The sequence below is a fragment of the Thalassobacter sp. 16PALIMAR09 genome (assembly GCF_000765485.1).
In the GTDB taxonomy this organism is placed as follows: domain Bacteria; phylum Pseudomonadota; class Alphaproteobacteria; order Rhodobacterales; family Rhodobacteraceae; genus Thalassobacter; species Thalassobacter stenotrophicus.
Window position 1 is genome coordinate 102,171 of the sequence record NZ_JHAK01000001.1, and the last position, 26,213, is coordinate 128,383.

Below are 26,213 nucleotides of genomic sequence, written 5' to 3' on the forward strand. Positions count from 1 at the left end.
TTGCGTTCTGGGACCGCTGATTAGGCCAGCATGCCCATTGGATTTTCGAGGTTATTCTTGATTGCGTTCAACAAGTTCGCCCCAAGTGCACCATCAATCACCCGGTGATCGACCGATAGGGTTGTCGACATGACCGTGGCCACCTTCAACTCACCATCCGCGCCGACGACAGGTTTCTTGGCACCTGCGCCAACGGCCAGAATGGCCGCATGGGGTGGGTTGATGATCGCGTCAAAGTTATCGATGCCGAACATCCCGAGGTTTGAAATCGCGAAGCTGCCACCTTGGTATTCGTGGGGGGCAAGTTTACGATCTCGCGCGCGGGAGGCGAGGTCCTTCATCTCAGCCGAGAGAGCCGAGAGCGACTTCATGTCTGCATCTTTGAGCACGGGCGTGAACAGCCCGCCTTCAATCGCTACAGCCACAGCCACATCGGAGGGCTTGAGTGAAAGCACCCGGTCGTTGGCCCAAACGGCATTGGCGTCCGGCACCTGTTGTAGGGCGAGCGCACAGGCCTTGATGATGAAATCATTCACCGAAAGTTTAACGCCGCGCGGCTCAAGCGTTTTGTTGAGTTGCCCACGAAACGCCATCAGCGCGTCCAGTTCGATATCCTTGCGGAGATAGAAGTGGGGCACGTTTTGTTTGGCTTCAGTGAGGCGGGCGGCGATGGTTTTGCGCATCCCGTCGAGGGAGACTTCCTCGAACTCACGATCTCCGTACATGGCCAACACCTGGTCGGTCGTCGGGCCGGTGCCTGCGGCGGCGGGCGCTGCGGCAGGTGCTGCGGGGGCCGATGCCGCAGCGGCTGGTGCCGCAGCTTTGGGGGCCGCAGTGGCGTTTTCGACATCTGCTTTGACGATGCGGCCATGGGGGCCGGAACCGGAAACCGTGTTCAGGTCCAGACCTTTGTCTGCAGCGATCCGGCGGGCCAGTGGGGTCGCGAACAGGCGCGAGCCATCAGCGGCCTTGGCGGCTGCGGGGGCAGGGGTTGCGGCAGCGGGGGCTGCCTCTGTTGGTGTGGCCGCTGGTGCCGCAGCGGGTGCTGGTGCAGAGGCGGCACCAATGTCGTCCGCGCTTTCACCGTCTTCGAGCATGACGGCGATGGGGGTGTTAACCTTGACCCCTTCGGACCCTTCGGCGACGAGAATTTTGCCCACGACACCATCATCGACGGCTTCAAACTCCATTGTGGCCTTGTCGGTCTCAATCTCGGCCAAAAGGTCACCGGAGGAGACGGTGTCCCCCTCCTTGACCAGCCATTTCGCGAGCGTCCCTTCCTCCATCGTCGGGGACAGCGCGGGCATCAGGATTTCAGTCGGCATGTCGCGCGCTCCTTAACGGTAAGCAATTTGTTTAACACCGGCCACGACCTCATCGGTTGTGATCAGCGCGAATTTCTCAAGGTTGGCCGCGTAGGGCATCGGCACATCCTTGCCCGTCAGGCTCAGAACCGGCGCGTCAAGATAATCAAACGCGCGCTCCATGATGACGCTGGCCATGTGGTTGGCGAGCGATCCGACAGGGAACCCTTCCTCTACGATCACGCAGCGGTTGGTTTTTTGCACCGAGGCGATGACCGCGTCGTAGTCGATGGGACGCAGGGTCCGCAGATCGATCACGTCACATTCGATGCCCTCTTCGGCCAGCTTTTCGGCAGCCTCAAGCGCGTAGGTCATGCCGATACCCCAGCTGACGATCGTCGCATCCGACCCGGTGCGCCATGTGCGTGCCTTGCCGAAGGGGATTGTGAAATCATCCATATCCGGCACTTTGGAGGATTTCCCGTAGAGAATTTCGTTCTCAAGGAAGATCACTGGGTTGTTGTCGCGAATTGCGGTTTTCATCAGGCCTTTGGCGTCTGCGGCCGAGTAGGGCATCACGACCTTGAGGCCGGGGATCGAAGCGTACCACGCCGCGTAGTCCTGCGAGTGCTGCGCGCCAACGCGGGCTGCCGCACCGTTGGGGCCACGGAACACCATGGGTGCCCCCATCTGACCGCCGGACATATAGAGCGTCTTGGCCGCAGAGTTAATAATGTGGTCAATGGCTTGCATGGCGAAGTTAAACGTCATGAACTCAACGATGGGGCGCAGACCAGCAAAGGAAGAACCCGTCGCGATCCCGGCAAAGCCGTGCTCGGTGATGGGGGTGTCGATGACCCGGCGGGCGCCGAATTCGTCCAGCATCCCTTGGCTGACCTTGTAAGCGCCTTGGTATTCCGCGACCTCTTCGCCCATCAAATAGACGGTGTCATCGCGGCGCATTTCCTCGGCCATGGCGTCGCGGATTGCTTCGCGCACGGTCTGAGTTTTCATGGGGGTGCCCTCGGGGTAATCGGGGCTGCTGTCCACAACAGGTGCCGCAGGGGCGGCGACGGTGGCTGCTGCTGCTGCGGGGGCCTCGGCCGCAGCAGGCGCTGCGGCGGCGGGTTCGGCGGGGGCGGACATGTCCTCACCGGCTTCACCGATGATGGCGATGGGCGTGTTCACTTTGACGCCCTCGGTGCCCTCAGCGATGAGCAGTTTGCCCACAACACCCTCGTCGATGGCTTCAAATTCCATCGTTGCTTTGTCGGTTTCGATCTCAGCGATAATATCGCCCGAGGCGACGGTATCGCCCTCTTTTACCAGCCATTTGGCCAGTGTGCCCTCTTCCATGGTCGGCGAGAGAGCCGGCATCAGAATTTCAGTTGCCATTGGTAGTTCTCCTCAAATTCTGTCGGCTCAATCGGCGTAGATGTCGGTCCAGAGTTCGTCCAAAGCGGGCTCGGGGCTCGTCTTGGCGAATTCTGCGCTCTCGTTCACGATGGCTTTGATGTCTTTGTCGATTGCTTTCAGCTCGTCTTCGCTGGCGTGTTTGCCGGTCAGCAACATGTCGCGGACCTGCTCGATGCAATCGCGCTCTTCGCGCATCTTTTGCACCTCATCGCGGGTCCGGTATTTGGCGGGGTCCGACATGGAGTGGCCGCGGTAGCGGTAGGTTTTCATCTCAAGGATGTAGGGGCCTTTGCCCGCGCGGCAGTGCGCGACGGCCTTTTCACCAGCGGCCTTCACCGCGAGAACATCCATCCCGTCAACTGCTTCGCCGGGAATGCCAAAGCCAAGACCACGGGTGTAGATGTCTGGCGTTTTGGAGGCCCGCTGCACCGAGGTGCCCATAGCGTACTGGTTGTTTTCAATCACGAAAATGACGGGCAATTCCCACAGGGAGGCCATGTTGAAGGTCTCATAGACCTGACCTTGGTTCGCCGCACCATCGCCGAAATACGCAAATGACACGCGATCATTGCCAAGGTATTTGTCCGCAAACGCGAGGCCCGCACCAATTGGCACCTGCGCACCAACGATGCCGTGGCCGCCATAGAAATGTTTCTCTTTCGAGAACATGTGCATGGAGCCGCCTTTACCCTTGGAATAGCCGCCTTCGCGGCCAGTCAGCTCGGCCATAACGCCGTTGGGGTCCATGCCGCAGGCCAACATGTGGCCGTGGTCACGGTAGGAGGTGACGCGCTTGTCGCCTTCGTCGGCGGCAGCCTCAAGACCCACCACAACCGCCTCTTGGCCGATGTAAAGGTGGCAGAAGCCGCCAATCAAACCCATGCCGTACAATTGGCCCGCCTTTTCTTCAAAACGGCGGATCAGAAGCATTTGACGGTAATGCTCCATCAATTCTTCGGATGAAACGTTCGGTTTCTTCGCACTCTTAGCGCTTTTGGTGGCCATGTAAGGGTTCCTCCGGGCGAGCATTCGCGGATAGTTTAGTATTGAACTATCTTGTAATCGGCAACGGCGCGGCTGTCTACAGCACAGTTAATGCCGCGACAATCTGCTCGGAAACCCGCGTAAACGGCGCTCAGAGGGCGGTTTTATTGGATGACAATCTCATCTGCGCGCACGAGGCCCAGCACCTTGCGGGCACGTTCGTCCAGCAGATCCACGTCGAGGTATTCGTCGGACATTCGCTTGGTCAGGTTTTCCATGGCAACGACATCGGCTTCAAGCTGGTCGTATTCCTGCTGTAACTCGCTGCGCTGCGCCTCTAGCTCGATCCGTTCAAACAGGCCGTATTCGCCCTGTACCGCCGCAAAGGTAAAGTACCCCGCAAGCGTAAGAACGCCAACGATGAAGAACAACGAAAACAAGGACCGGGTTCGGTGGGGTCGTGCCATGGTGCGCCTCGAAGTGGGGCCTCTGGATGGGCCTTTGGGGCAGTATGGCAGAGCCCGGGGGATTTGGGAATCCCCCGTGGCCAGTATTTGCTGCGGCTAGGCGGACTTAGCCCGCGACAGAGGCCGCGTAGATGCTGTCGATTGTGGCAGCGATCGTGCTGTTAAAGGCTTCGTCGGATTGCTGCGCCGACAGCCCTTCGGTCAACGCCCGAGAGAACGAGGCGATGACGCCCGTGTTCTGCGACAGGCGTGTGTTGGCTTCCTCGCGGGAATAGCCGCCCGAAAGGGCCACAACCCGCATGACGGCGGGGTGATCGACCAAGGGCTGATACAGGTTCGCTTTTTCGGGCAAGGTCAGTTTCAGCATAACCTCTTGGCCCGCGGGCACTGCGTCGAGGTGCTTGGCGATTTCTGCCAGCAAGATATCCTCGGCGGCGGCTTTGTCCGCGATGGAGATCGTGACCTCAGGCTCGATGATCGGGATCAGGCCGTGGGCCAGAACTTGGCGTGCGACGTCGAACTGTTGGGCCACAACGGCGGCGATGCCGGCGGGGTTGGCTGCGTGAATGACCGAGCGTTCCTTGGTACCAAAGATCCCCTTGGCCACGGCGCGGGTCAAAAGCGTGTCCAGATCGGGCATCGGCTTGAGCATTTGCGCGCCGTCCGCTTCATCCGCGAGGCCCTTGTCGATCTTGAGGAAGGGCACAACGCCGTTGTCTTCCCACAATGCGGCTGGGCTGGGCTTGCCGCCCATGTCTCGGTCCATGGTCATTTCAAACAGGATCGCGCCAACGACCTTTTCGCCAGAAAACGCAGGTGCGTCCACGATGCGCGCGCGCATGGCGTGGATCAGGTCGAACATCTCGGCTTCGCCGGAATAGGCGTCCTCTTCGATGCCATAGAGGCGCAGGGCCTTGGGCGTTGAGCCGCCAGATTGGTCGAGGGCGGCAATAAATCCTTTGCCTGTCCGGACTTGGTTGGCTTGTGTCTCGTTCATAGAAGCGGCCTTTCTGAATGCGTTAACACCGGCTTAGCTGCCTCAGAAAGGGACCGCAATTATGATCGCGCTAACGGTGGCGCATCAGCCCTGCAAAGCCGCAACGCCGGGCAGGGTTTTGCCCTCCATCCATTCAAGGAACGCGCCACCGGCGGTTGAGATATAGGTAAAGTCCGCGCCCGCACCGGAGGTATTGAGGGCGGCCACCGTATCGCCACCGCCGGCCACGGAAATCAGCCCACCCTCACGGGTCAGGCGGGCGGCGGCTTGGGCTGCGGCGTTGGTCGCGGTGTCAAAGGGGGGGATTTCGAAGGCACCGAGCGGGCCGTTCCAGATCAAGGTCTTGGAGGCTTCAAAAGCCGCGATAATCTGTGCGGTCGCGTCGGGGCCCGCATCTAGGATCATGGCGTCGGCAGGGCATGCGTCGGCGGGCACGACCTCGCACTCGGCGTGGGCCTCAAACGCGCGCGCCACAACCACATCCGAGGGCAGCAAGATGCGGCATCCCGCGACGCGCGCCGTTTCGAGGATTTGGATGGCGGTGTCGGTCATCTCATGCTCTGCGAGGGATTTACCGACGTCGATGCCTTGGGCGGCTAGAAATGTGTTGGCCATCCCGCCGCCGATCACGAGCGTGTCGACCCGGTGCACGAGGTTGCCCAGCAGCTCTAGCTTGGTTGAGACCTTGGCCCCGCCAACCACGGCCGTGACCGGGCGTTTGGGCGCGCCCAAAGCAGCCTCAAGCGCGCTGAGTTCGGCCTGCATCAAGCGCCCTGCACAGGAGGGGAGCAGCTTGGCCACACCTTCGGTAGATGCATGGGCACGGTGCGCGGCTGAGAAGGCATCGTTGCAATAGACATCACCCAGCGAGGCCAGGAAGGCTGCCATTTCGGGGGCGTTCTCTGTTTCTTGCGGGGAAAAGCGTGTGTTTTCGATCAGGGCAACGGCACCCTCTGGCAACGCATCAAGATCGGCGCGGACAGGTTTCTCAAAGAAAGTGATGGGCTGGCCCAAAGCGGCTTCAAGCGCGGGGGCGACAAGGCGCAGCGACATATCGGGATTGGGCTTGCCCTTGGGGCGACCAAAATGCGCGAGCATCACTGGACGGCCCCCAGCTGCGAGAATATCGCGCAAAGTGGGCAGGATGCGCTGAATACGGGTGTCGTCGGTGACGCGCCCGTTTTCCATCGGCACGTTGATGTCCACGCGGGTCAAGACGAGTTTGCCCGCCAAATCCATGTCGTCGAGTGTTTTCCAGCTCATCAGGGGTCTCCGCCAGTTCTGTTGCCCAGTTGCGTCTGGTGGATGAGTATTTTTGGAACAAAGGAGGAGCAAGGGGGCGATTTGCCCCTTTGCCATTTCTTTTTGCGCGGTTGGGCCGTTAGAGCAGTTTTCCCATGGCCGCAGCGGTATCGAGCATCCGGTTTGAGAAGCCCCATTCGTTGTCATACCAACTGAGGATGCGGACCATTGTGCCGTCCATGACCTTGGTCTGATCGGTGGCGAAGATGGAGGAGTGCGGATCGTGGTTGAAGTCCATCGACACGAGCTTGTCGTCGGTGGCGGCAAGGATGCCTTTGAGGGGGCCGGTCGCTGCGGCGGCGGTGAGGGCTGCGTTGATTTCCTCAACCGAAGTGTCCCGGCTCGCTTCGAACGTCAGGTCCACGGCAGAGACATTGGGCGTGGGGACGCGGATTGCGACGCCGTCGAGTTTGCCAGCGAGTTCAGGCAGAACAAGGCCCACTGCGCGGGCGGCACCGGTGGAGGTTGGGATCATCGACATGGCCGCGGCGCGTGCGCGGTAAAGATCCGAGTGCATGGTGTCGAGCGTTGGTTGATCGCCGGTATAGCTGTGGATCGTGGTCATGAAGCCGCGTTTGATCCCGATGGATTGGTGCAGCACATGCGCCACGGGAGCGAGGCAGTTTGTGGTGCAAGATGCGTTCGACACAACAATGTCTTGGTCCGTCAGGGCACCGTGGTTCACGCCATAGACGATTGTTTTATCCGTATCTTTGCCGGGGGCTGAGATCAGAACACGACGCGCGCCGGTGTCGAGGTGCGCTTGGCATGCCTCACGTGAGGTGAAGATGCCGGTGCATTCCAGCACGATGTCAACATCGCCCCATGGCAGGTCGGCGGGGTTGCGGATGGCCGTGACCTTGATCGGGCCGCGGCCTACGTCAATCGTGCTATCTGTGGTCGTGACTGTCCCTGGAAAGCGGCCATGGATCGAGTCGAACCGCAACAGGTGTGCGTTCGTTTCCACGGGCCCAAGGTCGTTGATGGCGACGACCTCTAGGTCGGTGCGACCCTGTTCCACCAATGCTCGCAATACATTGCGTCCGATGCGGCCAAAGCCGTTGATTGCCACGCGCACGGTCATAACCGGTCTCCGTTCTGGTTTATTGCTAATTTATGGTAGCGCTAACATGTTGGGGCCGAACGCGCAAGTCTGGGTGTTTGAGCTGGCTGTTTACCGCCAGAATGCAATCCACGCGATCAGATCCAAGAGCCGTTGGCCGAGGAAGATAATCACCTGGGCTTCGTTATTGAGCCAGTCGAACGCGAGCAAGCCACAGATCAGGGCGAAGAAAACAAAGGCAAAACGGTTGGACATGGCAGCAGCTTGCCAGAGCGGGGATGCGGTGGGAAGCGCGCATGTGTCCTGCGTGGTAGCGTACAACGCAAAAACCCCGCCTTTTAGGGCGGGGTTTTGGAATATCAGATGGGGGCGATAGTTTAGATCAGGCGGCCCATCGCGGTGGCGACATCGGCCATCCGGCACGAAAAGCCCCACTCGTTGTCGTACCATGCCAGCACGCGGACTTGGCGGCCGATGACCTTGGTCTGGTCGGGGGCAAAGATCGACGAATGTGTCGTGTGGTTGAAGTCGATCGAGACCTTAGGCTCGGGGTCATAGGACAGCACGTGGCCCATGTGACCGGCTGCGGCCTCAGCGACGACTGCGTTAACGTCTGCAACCGTCACGTCCTTGGAGGCGACAAAGGTCAGATCGACGGCCGAGACATTTGGCGTTGGCACGCGCAATGCTGTGCCGTCCAGTTTTCCGTTCAGAGCCGGGATGACTTCGCCGATGGCCTTGGCGGCACCGGTGGACGTTGGGATCATCGCCATGGCGGCCGCGCGGGCGCGATACAGGTCCTTGTGGCGGCGGTCCAGCGTGGGCTGGTCCCCGGTGTAGGAGTGTACGGTCGTCATGATGCCGCTTTCGATGCCGATGGCGTCATTGAGGACTTTGGCCAAGGGCGCGAGGCAGTTGGTGGTGCAGGACGCGTTCGACACGACGTGATGCGAGCCGTCCAATTCGCGGTGGTTCACACCGTAAACGATGGTTTTGTCGGCGTTTGTGGCGGGGGCGGATACCAGAACGCGCTTGGCGCCGTGGTTCATGTGGACGGCGGCTTTGTCGCGGGCGTTGAACTGGCCAGAGCATTCCAACACAACATCCACACCGGACCAGTCCAGTTCGGTGGGGTCGTATGTCGACATCACCTCGATTGGGCCACGGCCCAGATCCATCGTGTTGCCCTCAACCCGGATGTCGCCGGCGAAACGGCCATGAACACTGTCGTATTTCAGCAGGTGCGCATTGGTTTCGATCGGCCCGGTTGCGTTCATCTTGACCACGGCGATGTCATTGCGCCCCGATTCAATGATGTGCGACAGCGTGCACCGTCCGATGCGTCCAAATCCGTTGATCCCGACAGTGATGGTCATCTTTCGCTCCAATTCTTAGCGGTGCAAGCCCCGTGCCCGTTGGGTCCGATATACGGGAGCAAGCGGCTTTGACAAAGGGTGAAACGGTCGCAGTTTTCGTGTGTTAGCGGTAAATGTTGCCGTTAGCGGAAACTGATATCGCTATCATGGCGGGACTGTGCGGAAGTGGTGGTTAACCGGTGCGGATTGCGTAAGGAATTTCGTGCGTTACCCTGCGGTAACCTTGAAGGGGGATTCGCACATGTCGGGCCTTTTGGCGCTATTGGATGATGTGGCCGGGATTGCAAAGATCGCAGCGGCCTCGGTGGATGATGTCATCGCACAAGCAAGCAAAGCCGGGGCCAAGGCTGCGGGGGCTGTGATCGACGACGCGGCCGTGACCCCGAAATATGTGACCGGTTTTTCGGCGGAGCGGGAATTGCCCATCGTGTGGAAAATCGCGCGCGGCTCGATCTTGAACAAGCTGTTGATCCTCACACCTGCGGCGCTGCTTTTGTCGGTATTCGCGCCGTGGCTGATCGCACCTTTGTTGATGCTGGGCGGGGCGTATTTGTGTTTTGAGGGGGCGGAGAAAATCCTGAAATGGCTCCGACCGGGGCACGTTGATCTGGACGCCAAAGGGGTCAAAGGCGACCCCGCGCACCTCGAAGAGCAAAAGGTGAAAGGTGCGATCAAGACGGACTTTATCCTTTCGGCCGAAATCATGACCATCGCGCTGTCGGCTTTGCCTGCGGAGGCGGGCCTTGTGTTCAAAGGGGCTGCATTGGTGGTCGTGGCCATCGGGATCACGGCGTTGGTTTATGGCGCGGTTGCGATCATCGTAAAGGCGGATGATGTCGGGCTGCACATGTCCGCGCGCGGCGGTGTTTCAGCTGCCATTGGGCGTGGGATCGTGAAGGGCATGCCTACTTTTATGAAGCTGCTGCTGGTGGTTGGTACGGCGGCGATGCTTTGGGTTGGCGGCTCGATCATCGTGCACGCATGGGCCGAGATGGGCTGGCACGTGCCCGAACACCTGATCGAAGACGCAGCCCATGCGGTCGCCGCAGGCAGCGGCGGGATCGAATGGACGGCAAAGGCGATTATGGATGGCGTGCTGGGCATCATCCTAGGGTTCGCCCTGATCCCCGTGGTGGAGAAAGCCCTGACCCTGATGGGCCGGGCGCACTAGCACGCGCCCGGGTCGTGAGGCTACGGTCCCAGATTTATTTCGATTTTCGTCTGCGCAGGACGGCGATGCCTCCTAGTCCTGCCAGTAACAGTGGGGCAGACGCCGGAAGAGGCAGGGCCGCATAGGCCGCAGGGAGCGGATCAGGCGGTGCATCGGCGAACGTACATGTGATGGAGAGGGTCGAGGAAATACCACCAAAACGGCGGTTGAAATAGCCATTTACGGTGCCGGTAAGGACGTCGGTACCATTGAAACGCAAGGGCAGGTTGTCCCCCTGTTCGAGGCTTAGGACTTCGGAAATCTCTGCAAAGGCTGACGCAGCCGCTTGGAAATTAGATTGGCATTCCCAGCCAAACGAACTGCTATAGGTCGCGTAGCCGCATTCCTCGAAGGCGTAGTCGCTATCGCTTTTTGTTTGTCTTAGAAAATCTATTGTCACGTAAGCGCTTGCAGAGGCCGAGAGCGGATAATTGTCCGTTGCATCGATAGAAGATGTCCGCCCCGTCATGCGGTACTCGACCATCGTCAAAAAGCCCAATGCTGGATCGAACCTCGGTACGGAGACAGTGCTACGATCGCCGCGAGACGTATCCGTATAGGTAATTGTTCCGGCCTGCGCGTCCTCGGCAAAAAAAGAGAGGGCAAGGGCGGTCGGTAAAATAAGGTGTTTCATCTTTACTCGCAAAGTTTTGGCTAAAGCCCTAGGGGGCGGCACAAAATCAATTCGAGCAAGGGGTTTAGTAGACCCTGAGGCATCAGGGCGCAGGAATGCTGGCACGGGTGACGGACACCGCAGTAGAAAAAAGGCGCCCCGTTGGAGCGCCTTTTGATCTTTTAGAGCAGGGATTTGACCTTGTCGGCGATCGCCTGTGGCGTGATGCCGAAATGCTCATAGAGAACGTCTGCCGGGGCGGAGGCACCGAAATCGTGCATCCCGACAAAGCCGGACTTCTCACGCTTGCCGCGCTCACCAAACAACCAACGATCCCAGCCGAAGCGAATACCGGCTTCAACCGCAACCCGCACCGGGCCACCGGGCAGGACGCGGCGGCGGTAGGCTTCGTCCGTTTCCTCAAACAGTTCCCAGCAGGGCATAGAAACCACACGTGTGCCGATGCCGTCTTGTTGCAGAAGGTCACGGGCCTCCATGGCGATGGCCACTTCCGAGCCGGTCGCCATCAGGATCGCCATGCGCTTGCCTTCGGCGTCGGCAAGAACGTAGCCACCTTGGGCGACTTGGTTCTTGTTGGTGTGCGTCGTGCGCAAAGTCGGCACGTTTTGGCGTGTTAGCGACAGCATCGCAGGCGTGGATTTCGACGTTAGCGCCAATTCCCATGCTTCTGCGGTTTCAACGGTGTCTGCGGGGCGGAACACGTTGAAGTTGGGCGTCGCGCGCATCATGGCCAGATGCTCAACCGGTTGGTGCGTTGGGCCGTCTTCGCCCAGACCGATGCTGTCGTGCGTCATGACGTAGGTCGCGGGCACACCCATCAGGGCCGACAGGCGCATCGCGGGGCGCGCATAGTCGGTAAAGCACATGAACGTCCCGCCATAAGCCCTTGCACCACCGTGCAAAGCCATACCATTCATCGCGGCGGCCATGCCGTGCTCACGGATGCCGTAATAGATGTAGCGGCCTTTGCGGTTGCCCGGCTCAAACACGCCCATGTCGCCAGTCAGCGTGTTGTTGGAACCTGTCAAATCTGCCGATCCGCCGATGGTTTCGGCCATGATCGGGTTGATCGCCTTGAGCACGGTCTCAGAGGATTTGCGCGTCGCCATCGAAGGCTGACCTTCGGAGATCTCACGCTTGAGGCGCTTGATCGTGGCCGAGAGACGCTTGGGCGCATCACCGGCCAGAGCGCGTTCAAACTCAGCGCGTTTGCTGGCACCAAGGGCGGCCAGACGGGCTTCCCATTCGGCACGCTCGGCAGCACCACGGGCGCCAATGGCTTCCCACTCGGATTTCACATCGGCGGGGATTTCAAAGGCACCGTGGTCCCAACCGTAGGCGGCTTTGGCGGCCAGCAGTTGCTCAGCGTTCGTCAGCGCGCCGTGACCCTTGGAGGTGTCTTGCGCCGCGTGACCCAGTGCGATGTGGGTTTTGCAGGCAATCATTGTAGGCTTTTTGCCGGTCTTTGCCTTGGCAATGGCCGCATCAATTGCTGCGGGGTCGTGGCCGTCAACTTCCAGCACGTCCCAGCCAGAGGCCAAGAAACGCTGTTTTTGGTCCGTCACGTCCGAAATCTCGACCTTGCCGTCGATGGTGATGCCGTTGTCATCCCATAGCACGATCAGGTGCGACAGTTCCAGCTTGCCGGCAAGGCCGATGGCCTCTTGGCTGACGCCCTCCATCAAGCAGCCGTCGCCCGCGATCACGTATGTATAGTGATCAACGATCTTTTTGGTGTAGCGCGCGCGCTGGATTTCTTCAGCGATGGCCATGCCAACTGCGGTGGCGATGCCCTGACCCAAGGGGCCGGTTGTGGTTTCGATACCGGGGGCGTGGCCGTATTCGGGGTGGCCCGCGGTGATCGCGCCCAATTGGCGGAAGTTCTTGATCTGCTCCAGCGTCATCTCGGGGTAGCCCGTGAGGTGCAGCAGCGAGTACAGCAGCATCGAGCCGTGGCCTGCCGACAGCACAAACCGGTCACGGTCGGGCCATGCAGGGTTGGCAGCATCAAACTTCATGTGACGCTCAAACAAAACCGTGGCGACGTCGGCCATGCCCATGGGCATCCCGGAGTGCCCCGAGTTGGCGGCAGCCACCGCATCAAGGGTCAGCGCGCGAATGGCGGTTGCGCGGCGCCAGTGGCCGGGGTTTGCGGTGCGCAGGGCGTTGAGGTCCATGAGGCGTCCTTTTTGAAGGGTATGGGGTGTTTGCGCGCGTGATAGCAGGGATGGCCCCCGTTGCAAGCCACTCTTGGGGGCGGGCCGTGTGAAACCGCCCCCAAAGGCCCGGTTTTGCGAGTTAGCCACAAGATATAGGGCCGAAATCGGCCTGTTTGCGGTCTATCGCTTTGACAATTGGGCGCGCGTGCGATTCCATGGGCCTCAGGTTTTTCTCACGTTTGAATGGATGGACCATGAGTGAAAATGATATGACCACGGATGCAGAGCGGCGGTTGACCGGCGCGCTGGACCGTTTGGAGGCCGCTTTGACGGGGCCGCAGTCGGCGGGCGCTTTGGCCGTCAAGCTGGCTGAGGAACAGACCGTTACGGCCCAGCTGAGCGAACGGATCACCGCCCTCAAGGACGAATTGGCTGAGGTACAGGCCGCCGCAACAGAAGCGGCCGCCCCAACCGAGGATCTGAGCCACATCGTGGCAGAGCGTGACATTGAACTGGCCAACCTGCGTGCCGCCTTGGCGGAGGCGCAAAGCGGCGCGAGTGCCGAGATGGAGGCGCTGCGTGTCAGCCACGCGGCGGCACTGGCGGCCAAGGATGCTGAGATCGACCGTATTCACGTGCAAGCCGACGCGATGGGGGCTGCTGCGGCACCAATGGCTGCCGACCCCGGCGATTTGGCTGCCCTCGCTGAGTTGACCGAAGTAACGGCCGCCTTGCGCGCGAGTGCGGCGCAAGGGGCCACGGACGCAGGCCTGATCAACCGCGCCCTTGAGGCTGAGGTCGAGGCGCTGCGCGTCGCGCGTCATGCCGATTTGGCCGAAATGCGGACGCTGCTGGCAGAGCTGGAACCCATGCTTGAGGAGAGCGCCAATGCCTGACGTCACAATCAATATTGGCGGGCGGTCGTTCATCGTGGCCTGTCAGCCGGGCGAAGAACCCTATTTGCAGTCTGCCTCGGGTCTTTTGGATACCGAAGCGCAAAAGCTATCGGCGGCAGGGGCGCGGCTGACGCAGGATCGGATGTTGTTGATGGCGGGTCTGATGCTGGCGGATAAGTCGATCTCGCTGCAAGAGGACGTCAAAAAGCTAGAGGCGCAATTGGCCACGCAACAAGGCGTGATCGAGGAGCTTCAGGCGCGGGGTGCGACAGCTGCGGCACCCGCACCTGACACAGGGCTGCAACAGCGGCTTGAGGATTTTGCAGGCCGGGCAGAGGCCTTGGCCGAAAAAGCCGAAGGCGTCGTCTGACGCATTTGGCTGAAGCTGGGGCGGCCCGTGGTGATCCACGGGCGCGCCAATAGTTTAGGGACGCGGCCCAAACAGACTCGCGACAAGCCGTTCGCCTTCGTCAGCGGGGCTGGCCAAGGTGCTGCGATCTTCTCCGGGATAGAACCGCGCGCGGGAGGCCGTGGCGGTGGGTGCCGGCTCCAACAGATGCACAGATGGGGCCGAAGGGGTCGTGGCCTCACGCTGCCAATGGCGCACAAGCGTGCGTGTGGCGGCTTTGGTCGCGGCATAAGCCCCGGAAAACGCAGCATCTGACGTGTCATCCAGGAAAACCGCATGGGCATTGGGTGCGGCTGCCTGCAACAGCGGATTCACGTAAGTCATCAAGGTCGAGACGGCCTTAATGTTATTGGCGATGCTTTTGTCCATGGCCTTTGCGTCGATCTGAGTGACCGGGGCCAATGGCGGCGTGTGGATCGCGGTGTGCACCCAAAGGGGCAGGGCGCCCCAGCGTTCATGCACCGAACGGCACAGATGCTGCATCGCGCCGTCATTTGTAATGTCCATCGGCGCGAGCGTGGCAACGCCGCCCACGGCCTTGATCTTGTCATCCAGTTCTTCGAGCGCGCCAGTTGTCCGGGCGACAGCCATGATGTGCGTGCCGCGAGCCGCAAGAGCGATGGCAATGCCCGCCCCAAGACCGCGGGAGGCGCCGGTGATCAGCGCGAGGGAAGGAGGAGTGTTCTGTGTCATGGCGGAGCATGTGGCACGCCCTGCGACGTCGTGCAAGGGCATGCGCGGTTAGCATCGCTTGACTTCTATAGTGCGAGCTTGGCATTACCTTTGAGAAATATGTGAACGGAGAGCCACACATGACCCTTACTCAAGCCACACTGGGCCAAAACACACTTCTGAAACAGGCGCTTTTGGTGCTGGCGGGCTCCGCTATCATCGCGATCGCCGCCAAAGTGTCGGTGCCCTTGGGCGCGACTTCCATGACACTGCAAACGCTGGCCATTCTGGTTGTTGGTTTGACCTTCGGCTCGCGCCTTGGTGCCATCACGCTTGTAGTCTATTTGGCGCAAGGCGCTGCTGGTCTGCCGATGTTCACTCTGACGACGGCACCGGGCCTTGCGGCATTTATTGGTCCCTCGGCTGGTTTCTTGCTGGGCTTTGTGGCCATGGCATGGTTCGCGGGTTTTGTTGCTGAGCGCGGCGTTAAATCGGTACTTGGCCTGTCGGCCGCGACACTCGTGGCTTCGGCTCTGCTGTATGTGCCCGGTCTGGCGTGGCCTGCGCTGGTTGCTGGTGGTTTGGGCATTGAAGCCGGTTGGGTTGCCCCAACAATGGAAAACCTGCTGGGTTGGTTCATGCTGCCGTTTCTTGCTGGTGACGCGCTGAAGGCGGTTATTGCAGCACTGATCGTGTCGGGTGCGTGGGCCGCATTGGGCAAGAAATCTGCCTAATGTGCTAAGCACTATGAGATTGTGAAAAAGCCGCCCGTTGAGGCGGCTTTTTTGTTGGGTTTGTCTGATTTATTGTTGCGGAGGTTTGCGGGGCTTTGCCCCCGTCCTTCGGACGCCCCCAGGATATTTGGGAACCAAAGAGGCGGCTTATTCGGCCGCTGTTTTGAGTTGGAACCCTTGGGCGAGTTTGTCGCGTGGGGCGACTGGGTATTCACCCGAGAAGCACGCGTCGCAGTATTGGGGGGCTTTGGCGTCCCGGCCGTTTGCTTCACCCACTGCGCGGTAGAGCCCGTCGAGAGAGATGAACTTGAGGCTGTCGACGCCGAGGTGCGTGCGCATTTCTTCTTCGGACATAGTTGCGGCGAGGAGTTTTTCGCGCTGAGGCGTGTCGACGCCGTAGAAGCAAGGCCAAGCGGTGGGGGGGCTGGCGATGCGGAAGTGGACCTCAGCCGCGCCGGCGTCGAGGATCATTTCCTTAATCTTGCGTGAGGTCGTGCCGCGCACAACACTGTCGTCCACGAGGATGACGCGCTTGCCCCGGATCAGGGCGCGGTTCACGTTCAGCTTGAGGCGCACGCCGAGGTTGCGGACCTGTTCGCTGGGTTCGATAAAGGTGCGGCCCATGTATTGGTTGCGGATGATCCCCATTGCGTAGGGAATGCCGCTTTGCAGGCTAAAGCCGATAGCCGCCGGGGTGCCGCTGTCGGGCACGGGGCAGACCAGATCGGCCTCAACCGGGGCTTCCTTGGCCAGTTCGCGGCCAATGTTTTCGCGAGTTTCATAGACGGACCGTCCGCCTAGGATGCTGTCGGGGCGGGAGAAATAGACATGTTCAAAGATGCAAAAGCGGGAGGGCTTTTGTTCAAACGGGCGGTGGGAGGTGACCTCTCCGGTAGAGGAAATCACGACCATCTCACCGGGTTCGATTTCGCGGACAAACTCTGCGCCGATGATGTCGAGGGCACAGGTCTCAGACGCGAGCGCGTAGCCGTCACCGATGCGGCCCAAAACGAGGGGTCGAACACCAAGTGCATCACGCACACCGATCAGCTTGGTCCGGGTCATTGCGACGACGGAAAACGCGCCTTCGACGCGGCGCAGGGCGTCTTTCATCCGCTCGGGGATGTTTTTCTGCAAGGAACGCGCCATCAGGTGGATGATGCATTCACTGTCGCTTGAGCTTTGGAAGATCGAGCCGCGCTCAATCAGTTCGCGGCGCAGTTCTTCGGCGTTTGTGATGTTGCCGTTGTGCGCAATCGCAGCACCACCCATGGCAAACTCGCCAAAGAAGGGCTGCACATCGCGGATCGCAGTCGCCCCTTTGGAGCCAGCCGTCGAATAACGCACGTGCCCGATCGCGATTGGGCCGGGCAGAGTGTCCATGACGGCTTGGCTGGTGAAATTATCGCGGACGTAGCCAAACCGGCGGGCCGAGTTGAAGCCGTGTTCTGGGTCATGCACCACGATGCCGCCAGCCTCTTGGCCGCGGTGTTGCAGAGCGTGCAGGCCGAGAGCCACGAAATTTGCGGCGGTGGACACGCCGTTCACCCCGAATATCCCGCATTCCTCTTTCAGCTTGTCGTCATCAAACGGCGTCTCGCGCCAGGCGGTTTGGGGCAGGGGAGAGTCGGTCATGGGGTATCCTTGATCCGGCGTGGTCATCTGCGTCGGGGTTTAGGGCTTTGGCCGAGGCTTGTCACGCCTTCAAGACGCCTTGTGCGACATTAGTTACCCGTGGGGGCGGGTTGCAACGGATCTTCGGTCGGACCACAGGCGCCAACCAGTTGTTGGTAGCGTTCCAAAATCCAGCCCGGCGCGTCCGAGGGGATCTGTGCCTCAACCTGTTGTTGGACGCGTTCAAAGATCGCGGCAGAGCGGCTGTCGTCGACCATCGGGATGGCGCCATCCGTTGTCACACGGTCCACAACGATAAATGCGACGATCACCAAAAGCGCCCCACGTGCCACACCGAACAAAAAACCAAGGCCGCGGTCGGTGGCCCCGAGGACCGAGTTGCGAATGGCTGATGAAAACATTGGGGTGAAAATTGAAGTGGCCACGAGCGACAAGGCAAACACGACCGCAAAGGCTGCGATGATCGCTAATTCACAGCTTTCGCCGATGAAATCACCCACATATGGAATTTCGCGGATCAGTGGCTCTGCCGCGCCGGCAAAGGTGAACGCAAGGAAAGCCGCCGCGATCCAGCCCACGATGGCCATGCCCTCACGGACCAAACCGCGCGAAAACGCCAAGATCGCCGAGATAACAATCACGGCCGCTACGCCCGCGTCAATAATGGTAAAGCCATCCATGCATCCCGCTCCGTCTGTCGCGTTCAGCCCGCGCCAAACACTTCGCCCACCAGAGTGATCAGATCAGGCTGCAAGTTGATCTGCAAGTCGTCTGACGTTCCGGTCTTGCACCCCGTTGGTGCGATTGCGGCTGTGAAACCAAGTTTTGCGGCTTCTTTCAACCGATTTTCGGCCTGTGAGACGGGGCGCAGCGCGCCAGACAGGCTGAGTTCCCCAAAAACCACAGTTGTGGGCGGTAATGCGGCATCTTCGCGGGCAGAAAGCAGCGCGCAGGCGACGGCAAGGTCGGCAGCAGGTTCGGATATTTTGATCCCGCCCGCGATGTTGAGGTAGACATCAAGCCCGGCAAAGGAAATGCCCGCGCGGGCCTCTAACACGGCGAGGATCATGCTGAGCCGTGATCCGTCCCAGCCCACAACCGCGCGGCGCGGCTGGCTCAATTGGCTAGGGGCCACAAGGGCTTGGACTTCAACCAAGACGGGTCGTGTGCCTTCGATGCCCGCAAATACGACCGATCCGGGGGCCGGTGCATCGCGGTCCGTCAGGAACAGGGCCGAAGGGTTTGCCACCTCAGACAGGCCCGCGCCGGTCATCTCAAATACGCCGATCTCATCTGCGGGGCCAAAGCGGTTTTTGACCGCGCGCAGGATGCGGAATTGGTGGCCGCGCTCGCCCTCAAAATAAAGGACCGTGTCGACCATGTGTTCAACGACACGCGGGCCCGCGATTTGACCCTCTTTGGTGACGTGACCGACCAGCACGACGGCCGTGCCAAACCGTTTGGCGAAACTGGTTAATTCATGGGCCGAGGCGCGCACTTGGCTGACGGAACCCGGCGCGCTGTCGACCGTGTCGAGCCAGACGGTCTGCACCGAGTCGATGATCGCGAGGTCGGGTTTTTCGGCCTCGAGCGTCGTGAGGATGTTGCGTAGATTGGTTTCGGCGGCCAGCTGGACCGAGGCATCCGCCAGCCCAAGACGCTGCGCGCGCATGCGGACCTGCGCGGTGGCTTCCTCGCCCGAGACGTAGATCACCTTGAGACCTTTGCGCGCAAAGCTGGCGGCGGCTTGTAGCAAAAGCGTGGATTTCCCAATGCCCGGATCGCCGCCCACCAAGGTCGCCGATGCATTCACGAGGCCACCGCCAAACACGCGATCCAGCTCGGCCATGCCAGAGTATTGCCGGGGCGGAGGTGTTTCTTCGGTCGCGAGGTCGGTTAAGGCCATTTTGCTGCCCTTAAGCCCCCCTAAAGCCTTTTTGCCTGGCCCTTGGCTAAGTGGCACGTCCTCTTTGATGGTGTTCCACGCGCCGCAGCCATCGCAGCGCCCGGACCATTTTTTGTGTGTCGCGCCGCATTCGGAGCAAGAATAGGAGGTAATTGGTTTTGCCATGTTCCTGCTTTAGTCCAATTTGGTAGCGTTGAGAAGCCGTGATGTGGAAATCGACACCGCAAGGCTGAGCAGGACGCAGAAGGTAAACAGCCATAGGCCCCACGCGGTTTCGACCCGGCCAATGCCAATGCCTTTCACGATCACGATATAAAGCGAAATCAGAAAGATATCCGCCATCGCGAGTTTACCCAGCCACGTCAATGTGGGCAGCGCCTGGGTTGGGAACAATCCAAATTGCACCAGCGCAAGGGCGATTGTCTTTGCATAAGGCGCAAAAATCGCAAGTGCTGTGACGAGCAGCGCAAGGATCGGGTCGCTTTGCCACAAAGACCGTAACCCGGACATGATCGAGATTTCGTTCAAGCTAAACAAAGGCAAGATGCCTGCGCGCAGCAGGGGCGCAAACCATGCGATGGGAAAGAGGATCAGCAGGGTGAGGTTTAACGCCTTGAGAACACCCATTAACGGACCGCGTCGATGGGGCCCTCGGCGCGACCATGGATGAACTGCTGCAAATAGGGGTCATCCGCGGTATCCATTTCAGACACGGGGCCATGCCATTGGATCACGCCGTCATGCAGCATCGCAACGCTATCGGCGATAGCCCGGACGGATGTCATGTCATGGGTGATCGTCATGGCGGTAGCGCCCATTTCAACAACGATTTCACGGATCAACTCATTGATCACACCGGACATAATCGGGTCCAGCCCGGTTGTTGGTTCATCAAAAAAGATGATCTCAGGTTCCGCGGCAATCGCGCGGGCCAACCCCACACGTTTTTGCATGCCCCCCGACAGTTCCGCCGGAAAACGGTCGGCGACATCGGGCTTTAGGCCCACACGCCGTAGCTTTTCGATGGCAATTTCGCGGGCCTCATCCTTGGGGCGTTTCAACGACCCGCGCAGCAGGCGAAAGGCCACGTTTTGCCAAATCGGCAGGCTGTCAAACAAAGCTCCACCTTGGAACAACATCCCAAATCGGGCCAAAAACGCATCACGGTCGCCATTGCTGATGTTCTTGCCGCCAACGGTAATCGTGCCGCGCTCGGGCGTCACAAGGCCAAGCACGGACTTGATCGTGATGGATTTGCCAGTGCCCGATCCGCCAATGATGACAAGGCTTTCGCCCTTGGCCACCGACAGGTTTACCCCGCGCAGGACCGCGTTTGTGCCAAAGGTTTTATGGACGTTGTCGAGGGTGATCATTGGCGTGCTCATGCGGAGAAAAACACCTCTGTGAGGAGGTAGTTCGACGCAAGGATCATGACGGACGCTGATACAACAGCATTGGTCGTGGCCCGGCCCACGCCCTGTGCGCCTCGGCCTGAATTCATGCCGTGGTAGCAGCCCATTAGAGCGACGATAAAGCCAAAGACCGCGCCCTTAACCAGTCCGGATGCGACATCCCAAAACTCAAGAAAATCAACCGTATTAGAGAGATACACGGCACCGTTAAAGTCGAGCCGCGTCACACCAACCACATATCCGCCCATAATGCCGATCACATCGCCCACGGCGACCAGAACCGGCAGTGATAGTGTTGCGGCCAGCACACGCGGCACGGTCAGGTACTTCATTGGGTGGGTTGAAAGGGTCACAAGAGCGTCAATCTGCTCCGTCACTTTCATGGTGCCGACCTCCGCCGCGACCGAGGCCGCAACTCGGCCCGCGACCATCAAGCCACCCAAAACCGGGCCCAATTCGCGGACCATGCCGATGGCAACGATAGAAGGTACGACAGCCTCTGCATTGAACCGCGCGCCGCCCGCGTAGATCTGTAGCGCCAGCGCACCGCCGGTGAACAGCGCTGTTAGGCCGACGACGGGCAGGGATAAATATCCAATATAAAGAAGCGCATGCCTGAACTCCTTAAAGTAGAACGGGGGGCGCACTAAGTGGCTAAGCGTGTCGATGGCAAACAGCGTGATCCGTCCGATCAATGCCAGTAAGGATAAGGTGCCCCGGCCCAGGGCCGCGACAGGTGTCAACAGCGCGGTCATAGGACGCCACCGGCATAGGCGCGTGTGTAGCGCGCGCCAAGGCTGGTTAGGATCTCGTAGCCGATCGTGCCTGCGATGTCTGCAACGGCATCAACCCCTTGGTGGGGCCCCAGCAGGGTTAGCTCGGTTGGGTCGCGCTCAAGGTGGGTGATATCCACGGTGAGCAGGTCCATCGACACGCGGCCTGCCAATTGGCAGGGAATTGCGCCGTCGAACAAGGTCACCTTGCCCGAAAGCGCGCGCAGGATCCCGTCAGCATATCCGCCCTGGAGGGTGGCAATGCGTGCGGGGCCTGGGGCGGTCCAACTGTTGGCATAGCCGACGGTCTCACCCTGTTTGACATCGCGACATTGGATTACGGGCAGCGATAGCGTGACAACCGGTGTGGCCTCGGTGAAAGGCGCACCGCCATAAAGGCCAATGCCGGGGCGGGTCATGTCAAAATGATATTCAGGCCCGAGCAGAATTCCACCCGTCGCACTGAGCGCGCGAGGCACAGCGATGCCGTCGGTCATATGATGGAACGCGGCAAGCTGTTGCGCGTTCATTGGGTGGCTGGGGTCATCGGCGCAGGCCAGATGCGACATCACAAGGCTTGGCCCGGCGCGCAAAGCGAGTTCGGCGCAGGCGGCCCAGTCATCAATCTCCATCCCGAGGCGGTTCATGCCGGTGTCCAGCTGGATCGCGAAATCACGGCCCGGAGCGGCCTCTAGGTGGTGGGTCAACTGCTCAATGCTGTTGATAACAGGGGACAAAGCCGCGCCGACCAGTTTCTTGGAACTGCCGGGGCTGTGACCGCCCAAAACGTAAATGCGAGGGCCAGTACCGAGGACATTGCGCAAAGCGACGCCCTCATCGACGGTGGCCACAAAGAAGGTGCGCACACCGCTGGCCGCGAGTTTCGGCGCAACCTGAGCGATGTCGAGGCCGTAGGCATTCGCCTTTACGACGGCAGATGTTTCCGTGCCTGCGCCCGACGCGGTGTCGAGGGCGCGCCAATTGGCGACGATGGCATCAAGGTCGATTGAGAGTTCTGCGTTGGACATACCGCTCGTGGTGCGGAAAATGTGCTGTAACGTCAAGGGGGCAGGTGGAAAAGGCGGGCGGACGACTTCGAGCAGGCGCAAGCCTGCCACTCTGCCGTCCGCGCGGGACCCTTCGGGCCCTTGGACGCGAAGCAGTGCGGTTGGGCACACGGGTAAGGGCGCGCCGCAAAGCCTGTGTGGTTAGCCCTCTTGGCCTTGCTGCCAAGGTTGGATGAGGTTGCCAAAGCGGGTGAAACGACCCTCAAAGCTGAGCTCAACGGTGCCGATGGGACCGTGACGCTGCTTGCCGATGACGACCTCGGCCCGGCCGTGCAGTCGTTCCATTGCCTCTTGCCATGCGGCCATTTTCTCTAGCTCATGATCGCCGGGTTTTTCACGCTCTTTGTAGTATTCCTCCCGGAACACGAACATCACAACGTCCGCATCCTGCTCAATCGAGCCGGATTCGCGCAGATCGCTCAGCTGGGGACGTTTGTCTTCGCGGCTCTCGACTTGACGTGATAGCTGGGACAGGGCGATCACGGGGATGTCGAGTTCCTTGGCGATGGCTTTGAGGCCCTGCGTGATCTCAGAAACTTCGTTCACGCGGCTGTCTTTGGCTGAGGCGGGGCGCACAAGCTGAAGATAGTCGATGATCAGCACGTCCAAGCCGCTGGTCCGCTTTAGGCGCCGCGCACGGGCCGCGAGCTGTGAGATTGGCAGAGCAGGCGTGTCGTCGATATAGAGAGGGCACTTTTCGAGCGACTTTGCGGCCTCCACAAAGCGGCGGAATTCGGATTCCGTCATGTCGCCTTTGCGGATTTGCTCGGAGGGCACCTCAGAGGCCTCGGACAAAATTCGGGCGGCCAGCTGCTCGGCGCTCATCTCAAGGCTGTAGAAACCCACGACGCCCCCCTCAACCGCGCCCTCGCGGCCATCGGGTAGGATGCCCTTTTGGTACGCCTTGGCGATGTTGAACGCGATGTTGGTCGCAAGCGAGGTTTTACCCATCGACGGACGACCCGCGAGGATCAAAAGGTCGGAGCGGTGCAGCCCGCCTAGCTTTTTGTCCATATCGACCAGTCCGGTCGAGATACCGGCCATTCCGCCTTCGCGCATGTAGGCGGCGTTGGCGATTTGGACGGCGTCGGTGACGGCGGACAGGAAGGTTTGAAACCCGCTTTCGGTTTTGCCCTGCTCGGCGAGGGCATACAGATGCTGTTCTGCGGCCACGATCTGATCGCGGGGATCATTGCTGACGCGCACGTCCGAGGCTTCGGCGGCGATGTTGCGCCCCAGCCCGATCAGTTCACGCCGGATCGCGAGGTCATAGATCATCTGAGCGTAGTCGCGCACCGCGTAAGACGAAATCGCGGCCCCCGCGAGGTTGACCAGATAAGCGGGTCCGCCGAGCGCCTGAAGGCCTTCATCGTCCTCCATAAAGGCTTTGAGCGTGACCGGGGAGGCGAGCGCGTTTTTGTGGATCCGCTCAGCCGCGGTTTCCCAGATGCGCCGATGCACGGGGTCGTAGAAATGCTCGGCCCGGATGATCGAGGCGGCCTGATCGAACAGGTCGTTGTTGGTCAGGATCGCACCCAGAAGCTGCTGTTCGGCCTCAATATTGGCGGGCAGTTCTTCTGGTGTCGCGGCGGGCATTCCCGTCGCGTTCATTTGCGTTATTTCATTCATTGTGGACCTCGCCTCTCGTGAGGTCTGTCATAGCGGAGCGGACCTGCGCAGGGCAACGTGGAAAAGCTGTGGATAACATGTCGGGCAATGTACATGCACAATATCATGACAAATCGCGGGGTGTTGGGTCAAGATATTGCGCATTTCGGCGTAATAATTCTTAACATGGTGAATGCCGCCCTAAGGGGGCGGCACTCGTGATAAGATCGATTTGTTTGGGCGAAAATCGCCGTGTTCCGGGCCGGTTAGCCGGCGGGCTTATTGGCATCCTGCCACGCGCGGGGCGCGGTGAGGAATGCTTCAACCTCGGACAGGGTATCCGAATCGAAGGAACCTTGGGCCTTGGCTTCGGCCAGGACATCCCACCAGGTGCACAGCGCGTGCAGCGTGACACCGTGATCGCCCAAGGTTTTTTCCGTTTCGGGGAAAATGCCATAGGAGAAAATGACAGCCGTATGCGCGCAGGTCGCCCCGGTTTCGCGGATCGCGTCCACAAAGGACAGCTTGGAGCCGCCATCGGTCGTCAGGTCCTCAACAAGGAGGACGCGTTGGCCTTCGGACATAGCCCCCTCAATGCGAGCGTTGCGGCCGTAGCCCTTGGGTTTCTTGCGCACGTAGGTCATGGGCAGGGCCATGCGTTCAGCAACAAACGCCGAGAAGGGGATGCCCGCCGTTTCGCCGCCTGCGATGTTGTCGAATGCTTCAAACCCTGCGTCGCGCATGACCGTTACGGTGAGGAAGTCCATCAGCGTCGAGCGGATGCGCGGATAAGAGATCAGCTTGCGGCAGTCGATATAGGTGGGCGAGGGCAGGCCAGAGGCCAGAATAAACGGCTCACGTGCGTTGAAGTGGACGGCCTCGATTTCGAGGAGCATGCGCGCAGTCAGGCGCGCGATTTCGCGGGCGTCGGGGAAGGAAGTTGGGATCATAGAAGCCTCCGGCGGGAGTATTTGGGGAACAAAGGAGGGTTAGGTCACGCGCCACATCAGCGGGTGGCCGGGATCGAACACCGTGACGCGGCCGTCCGGGGTGTCGATATGGGACGGGTAGGGCGTGGGTGTGTCGCCCTTGGTTAGGGTAAGGGTCGCATCATTGACGGGCAGGCCGTAGTGGGCGGGGCCATTGAGGGAGGTGAACGCTTCGAGTTTGTCGAGGGCGTTTTCTTCCTCAAACACATGGGCGAGGCAGGCCATTGTGTTGGTTGCGGTAAAGCAGCCCGCGCAGCCACATGCGCTTTCTTTGTCGCCATCAAGGTGTGGCGCGCTGTCGGTGCCGAGGAAAAAGCGCGGGTTCCCGGAGGTGGCGGCTTTGCGCAGCGCCTCCTGGTGGGTCGCGCGTTTGACGACGGGCAGGCAGTAGTAATGGGGCCGGATGCCCCCTGCGAGCAGGTGGTTGCGGTTGATCATCAAGTGGTGGGTTGTGATCGTGCCTGCGATTTCGCCGCTGGCGCCTGCGACGTAGTCGATGCCGTCCTTGGTGGTGATGTGTTCCAGCGTGACCTTGAGGCCGGGGGTCGCGCGGCGGATGGGGTCAAGCTTGGTTTCGAGGAAGACGGCCTCACGGTCGAAGATATCGACGGTTGGGTCCGTGACCTCGCCGTGGAAACACAGGGGCAGGCCGATTTCGGCCATGGTTTCGAGCACGGGGCGCACTTTGTCAAAGTTGCTCACGCCCGAGGCGGAGTTGGTCGTGGCCCCTGCGGGGTAAAGCTTGATCGCCGTGATCAGGCCGCTTTGCGCGGCGGCGCGCACATCTGCCGGATCCGTATCTTCGGTCAGGTACAGCGTCATCAGCGGCTTGAAATCTGCGCCTTGGGGCAGGGCTTCCATGATGCGGTCACGGTAGGCGACGGCATCGGCGCTGGTGACCACGGGGGGCACCAAGTTGGGCATGATGATTGCGCGGGCAAAGTCGCGGCTGGTTTCGGGAAGAACGGCCCGGAGCATCGCGCCATCGCGCAGGTGCAAGTGCCAATCGTCGGGGCGGCGGATCGTGAGTGTGCGTGTCATGGGCCCCGCTCTATACCGCCTTTTGCGACGCCGCCAGCCCCTGTGTCATCTGGCTGGGTGCCGCCTTTGCGGGATTTTGTGAAGTTTGTTTCAACGGCGGCTCAACCACAGGGTAGGAAATGAGCGGCGGTTGGGAGAGGTGCGCAGGTGTGTAGTGGT

26 protein-coding genes are annotated in these 26,213 nt (G+C 60.4%); 4 read left to right on the forward strand and 22 right to left on the reverse strand.

What is annotated here, in order from left to right:
• Positions 1-20 precede the first annotated feature (20 nt).
• The 9 genes from PM04_RS00535 to gap (PM04_RS00570) form a co-directional block, all read right to left on the reverse strand.
• Positions 21-1,325: a pyruvate dehydrogenase complex dihydrolipoamide acetyltransferase gene (locus PM04_RS00535; RefSeq protein WP_038002616.1), complete on the reverse strand. Its 1,305-nt coding sequence runs from the start codon at positions 1,323-1,325 to the stop codon at positions 21-23.
• 12 nt (positions 1,326-1,337) lie between these two features.
• Positions 1,338-2,699, reverse strand: a complete 1,362-nt coding sequence (locus PM04_RS00540) for a pyruvate dehydrogenase complex E1 component subunit beta (protein ID WP_038002618.1) — start codon at positions 2,697-2,699, stop codon at positions 1,338-1,340.
• 27 nt (positions 2,700-2,726) lie between these two features.
• Entirely contained in the window at positions 2,727-3,725 is a 999-nt protein-coding gene (gene pdhA / locus PM04_RS00545) for a pyruvate dehydrogenase (acetyl-transferring) E1 component subunit alpha (protein WP_038002620.1), read from the reverse strand.
• Between the two features lie 143 nt (positions 3,726-3,868).
• A complete protein-coding gene (locus PM04_RS00550) occupies positions 3,869-4,171 on the reverse strand; it encodes a septum formation initiator family protein (protein WP_038002622.1) in 303 nt (100 codons plus the stop codon).
• A gap of 106 nt (positions 4,172-4,277) precedes the next feature.
• Positions 4,278-5,168 carry a fructose bisphosphate aldolase gene (locus PM04_RS00555; RefSeq protein ID WP_038002624.1) on the reverse strand — a complete coding sequence of 297 codons (891 nt, stop codon included), beginning with the start codon at positions 5,166-5,168 and terminating at the stop codon, positions 4,278-4,280.
• An 84-nt stretch (positions 5,169-5,252) separates the two neighbouring features.
• The gene (gene pgk, locus PM04_RS00560; RefSeq protein ID WP_038002626.1) at positions 5,253-6,431 is read right to left on the reverse strand and encodes a phosphoglycerate kinase; all 1,179 of its coding nucleotides are present in this window, start codon (positions 6,429-6,431) and stop codon (positions 5,253-5,255) included.
• Between the two features lie 118 nt (positions 6,432-6,549).
• Positions 6,550-7,554, reverse strand: a complete 1,005-nt coding sequence (gene gap, locus PM04_RS00565) for a type I glyceraldehyde-3-phosphate dehydrogenase (RefSeq protein ID WP_038002628.1) — start codon at positions 7,552-7,554, stop codon at positions 6,550-6,552.
• Between the two features lie 90 nt (positions 7,555-7,644).
• A complete protein-coding gene (locus PM04_RS17850) occupies positions 7,645-7,788 on the reverse strand; it encodes a glyceraldehyde-3-phosphate dehydrogenase (RefSeq protein WP_152593980.1) in 144 nt (47 codons plus the stop codon).
• Between the two features lie 122 nt (positions 7,789-7,910).
• Positions 7,911-8,909: a type I glyceraldehyde-3-phosphate dehydrogenase gene (gene gap, locus PM04_RS00570; protein ID WP_038002629.1), complete on the reverse strand. Its 999-nt coding sequence runs from the start codon at positions 8,907-8,909 to the stop codon at positions 7,911-7,913.
• 241 nt (positions 8,910-9,150) lie between these two features.
• On the opposite strand from gap (PM04_RS00570), the gene PM04_RS00575 reads away from it, so the two are divergent.
• On the forward strand, positions 9,151-10,080 hold the full coding sequence (locus PM04_RS00575) for a DUF808 domain-containing protein (protein WP_038002631.1): 930 nt from the start codon (positions 9,151-9,153) through the stop codon (positions 10,078-10,080).
• Between the two features lie 34 nt (positions 10,081-10,114).
• Here PM04_RS00575 and PM04_RS00580 read toward each other — a convergent pair whose 3' ends face one another.
• On the reverse strand, positions 10,115-10,753 hold the full coding sequence (locus PM04_RS00580) for a VPLPA-CTERM sorting domain-containing protein (protein WP_038002632.1): 639 nt from the start codon (positions 10,751-10,753) through the stop codon (positions 10,115-10,117).
• Positions 10,754-10,914: 161 nt separating this feature from the next.
• Entirely contained in the window at positions 10,915-12,930 is a 2,016-nt protein-coding gene (gene tkt, locus PM04_RS00585; RefSeq protein ID WP_038002634.1) for a transketolase, read from the reverse strand.
• Between the two features lie 236 nt (positions 12,931-13,166).
• Between tkt and PM04_RS17280 the strand changes: the two genes are divergently transcribed.
• A complete protein-coding gene (locus tag PM04_RS17280) occupies positions 13,167-13,808 on the forward strand; it encodes a hypothetical protein (protein ID WP_052068274.1) in 642 nt (213 codons plus the stop codon).
• On the forward strand, positions 13,801-14,178 hold the full coding sequence (locus PM04_RS00595) for a cell division protein ZapA (protein ID WP_038002636.1): 378 nt from the start codon (positions 13,801-13,803) through the stop codon (positions 14,176-14,178). The genes PM04_RS17280 and PM04_RS00595 overlap by 8 nt, the downstream gene beginning before the upstream one ends.
• A gap of 54 nt (positions 14,179-14,232) precedes the next feature.
• Here PM04_RS00595 and PM04_RS00600 read toward each other — a convergent pair whose 3' ends face one another.
• Positions 14,233-14,910: an SDR family NAD(P)-dependent oxidoreductase gene (locus PM04_RS00600; RefSeq protein WP_038003781.1), complete on the reverse strand. Its 678-nt coding sequence runs from the start codon at positions 14,908-14,910 to the stop codon at positions 14,233-14,235.
• A gap of 119 nt (positions 14,911-15,029) precedes the next feature.
• Here PM04_RS00600 and PM04_RS00605 point away from each other — a divergent pair, with 119 nt between their 5' ends.
• Positions 15,030-15,623, forward strand: coding sequence for a biotin transporter BioY (locus PM04_RS00605; RefSeq protein ID WP_038002638.1), 594 nt, complete (start codon positions 15,030-15,032; stop codon positions 15,621-15,623).
• A gap of 147 nt (positions 15,624-15,770) precedes the next feature.
• Here PM04_RS00605 and purF read toward each other — a convergent pair whose 3' ends face one another.
• The 10 genes from purF to pyrC form a co-directional block, all read right to left on the reverse strand.
• Positions 15,771-17,258 (reverse strand): amidophosphoribosyltransferase, encoded by a 1,488-nt coding sequence (gene purF / locus PM04_RS00610; protein ID WP_038002639.1) that lies wholly within the window; start codon positions 17,256-17,258, stop codon positions 15,771-15,773.
• Between the two features lie 89 nt (positions 17,259-17,347).
• Positions 17,348-17,938: a CvpA family protein gene (locus tag PM04_RS00615; protein ID WP_038002641.1), complete on the reverse strand. Its 591-nt coding sequence runs from the start codon at positions 17,936-17,938 to the stop codon at positions 17,348-17,350.
• A 23-nt stretch (positions 17,939-17,961) separates the two neighbouring features.
• Positions 17,962-19,329 (reverse strand): DNA repair protein RadA, encoded by a 1,368-nt coding sequence (radA, locus tag PM04_RS00620; RefSeq protein ID WP_038002644.1) that lies wholly within the window; start codon positions 19,327-19,329, stop codon positions 17,962-17,964.
• 9 nt (positions 19,330-19,338) lie between these two features.
• Positions 19,339-19,791, reverse strand: a complete 453-nt coding sequence (locus PM04_RS00625) for a paraquat-inducible protein A (RefSeq protein ID WP_038002646.1) — start codon at positions 19,789-19,791, stop codon at positions 19,339-19,341.
• Positions 19,791-20,537, reverse strand: coding sequence for an ABC transporter ATP-binding protein (locus PM04_RS00630; protein WP_038002649.1), 747 nt, complete (start codon positions 20,535-20,537; stop codon positions 19,791-19,793). The genes PM04_RS00625 and PM04_RS00630 overlap by 1 nt, the downstream gene beginning before the upstream one ends.
• Before the next feature lie 8 nt (positions 20,538-20,545).
• Positions 20,546-21,331 carry an ABC transporter permease gene (locus tag PM04_RS00635; RefSeq protein ID WP_152593979.1) on the reverse strand — a complete coding sequence of 262 codons (786 nt, stop codon included), beginning with the start codon at positions 21,329-21,331 and terminating at the stop codon, positions 20,546-20,548.
• A complete protein-coding gene (alr, locus tag PM04_RS00640; protein WP_038003785.1) occupies positions 21,328-22,377 on the reverse strand; it encodes an alanine racemase in 1,050 nt (349 codons plus the stop codon). Before alr ends, PM04_RS00635 begins: the two co-directional genes overlap by 4 nt.
• 180 nt (positions 22,378-22,557) lie before the next feature.
• Positions 22,558-24,045, reverse strand: coding sequence for a replicative DNA helicase (locus PM04_RS00645; RefSeq protein WP_038002651.1), 1,488 nt, complete (start codon positions 24,043-24,045; stop codon positions 22,558-22,560).
• 245 nt (positions 24,046-24,290) lie between these two features.
• Positions 24,291-24,974: an orotate phosphoribosyltransferase gene (locus PM04_RS00650; RefSeq protein WP_038002653.1), complete on the reverse strand. Its 684-nt coding sequence runs from the start codon at positions 24,972-24,974 to the stop codon at positions 24,291-24,293.
• 39 nt (positions 24,975-25,013) lie between these two features.
• Complete coding sequence (gene pyrC / locus PM04_RS00655; protein ID WP_038002655.1) at positions 25,014-26,054, reverse strand: dihydroorotase; 1,041 nt, start codon at positions 26,052-26,054, stop codon at positions 25,014-25,016.
• Positions 26,055-26,213 lie beyond the last annotated feature (159 nt).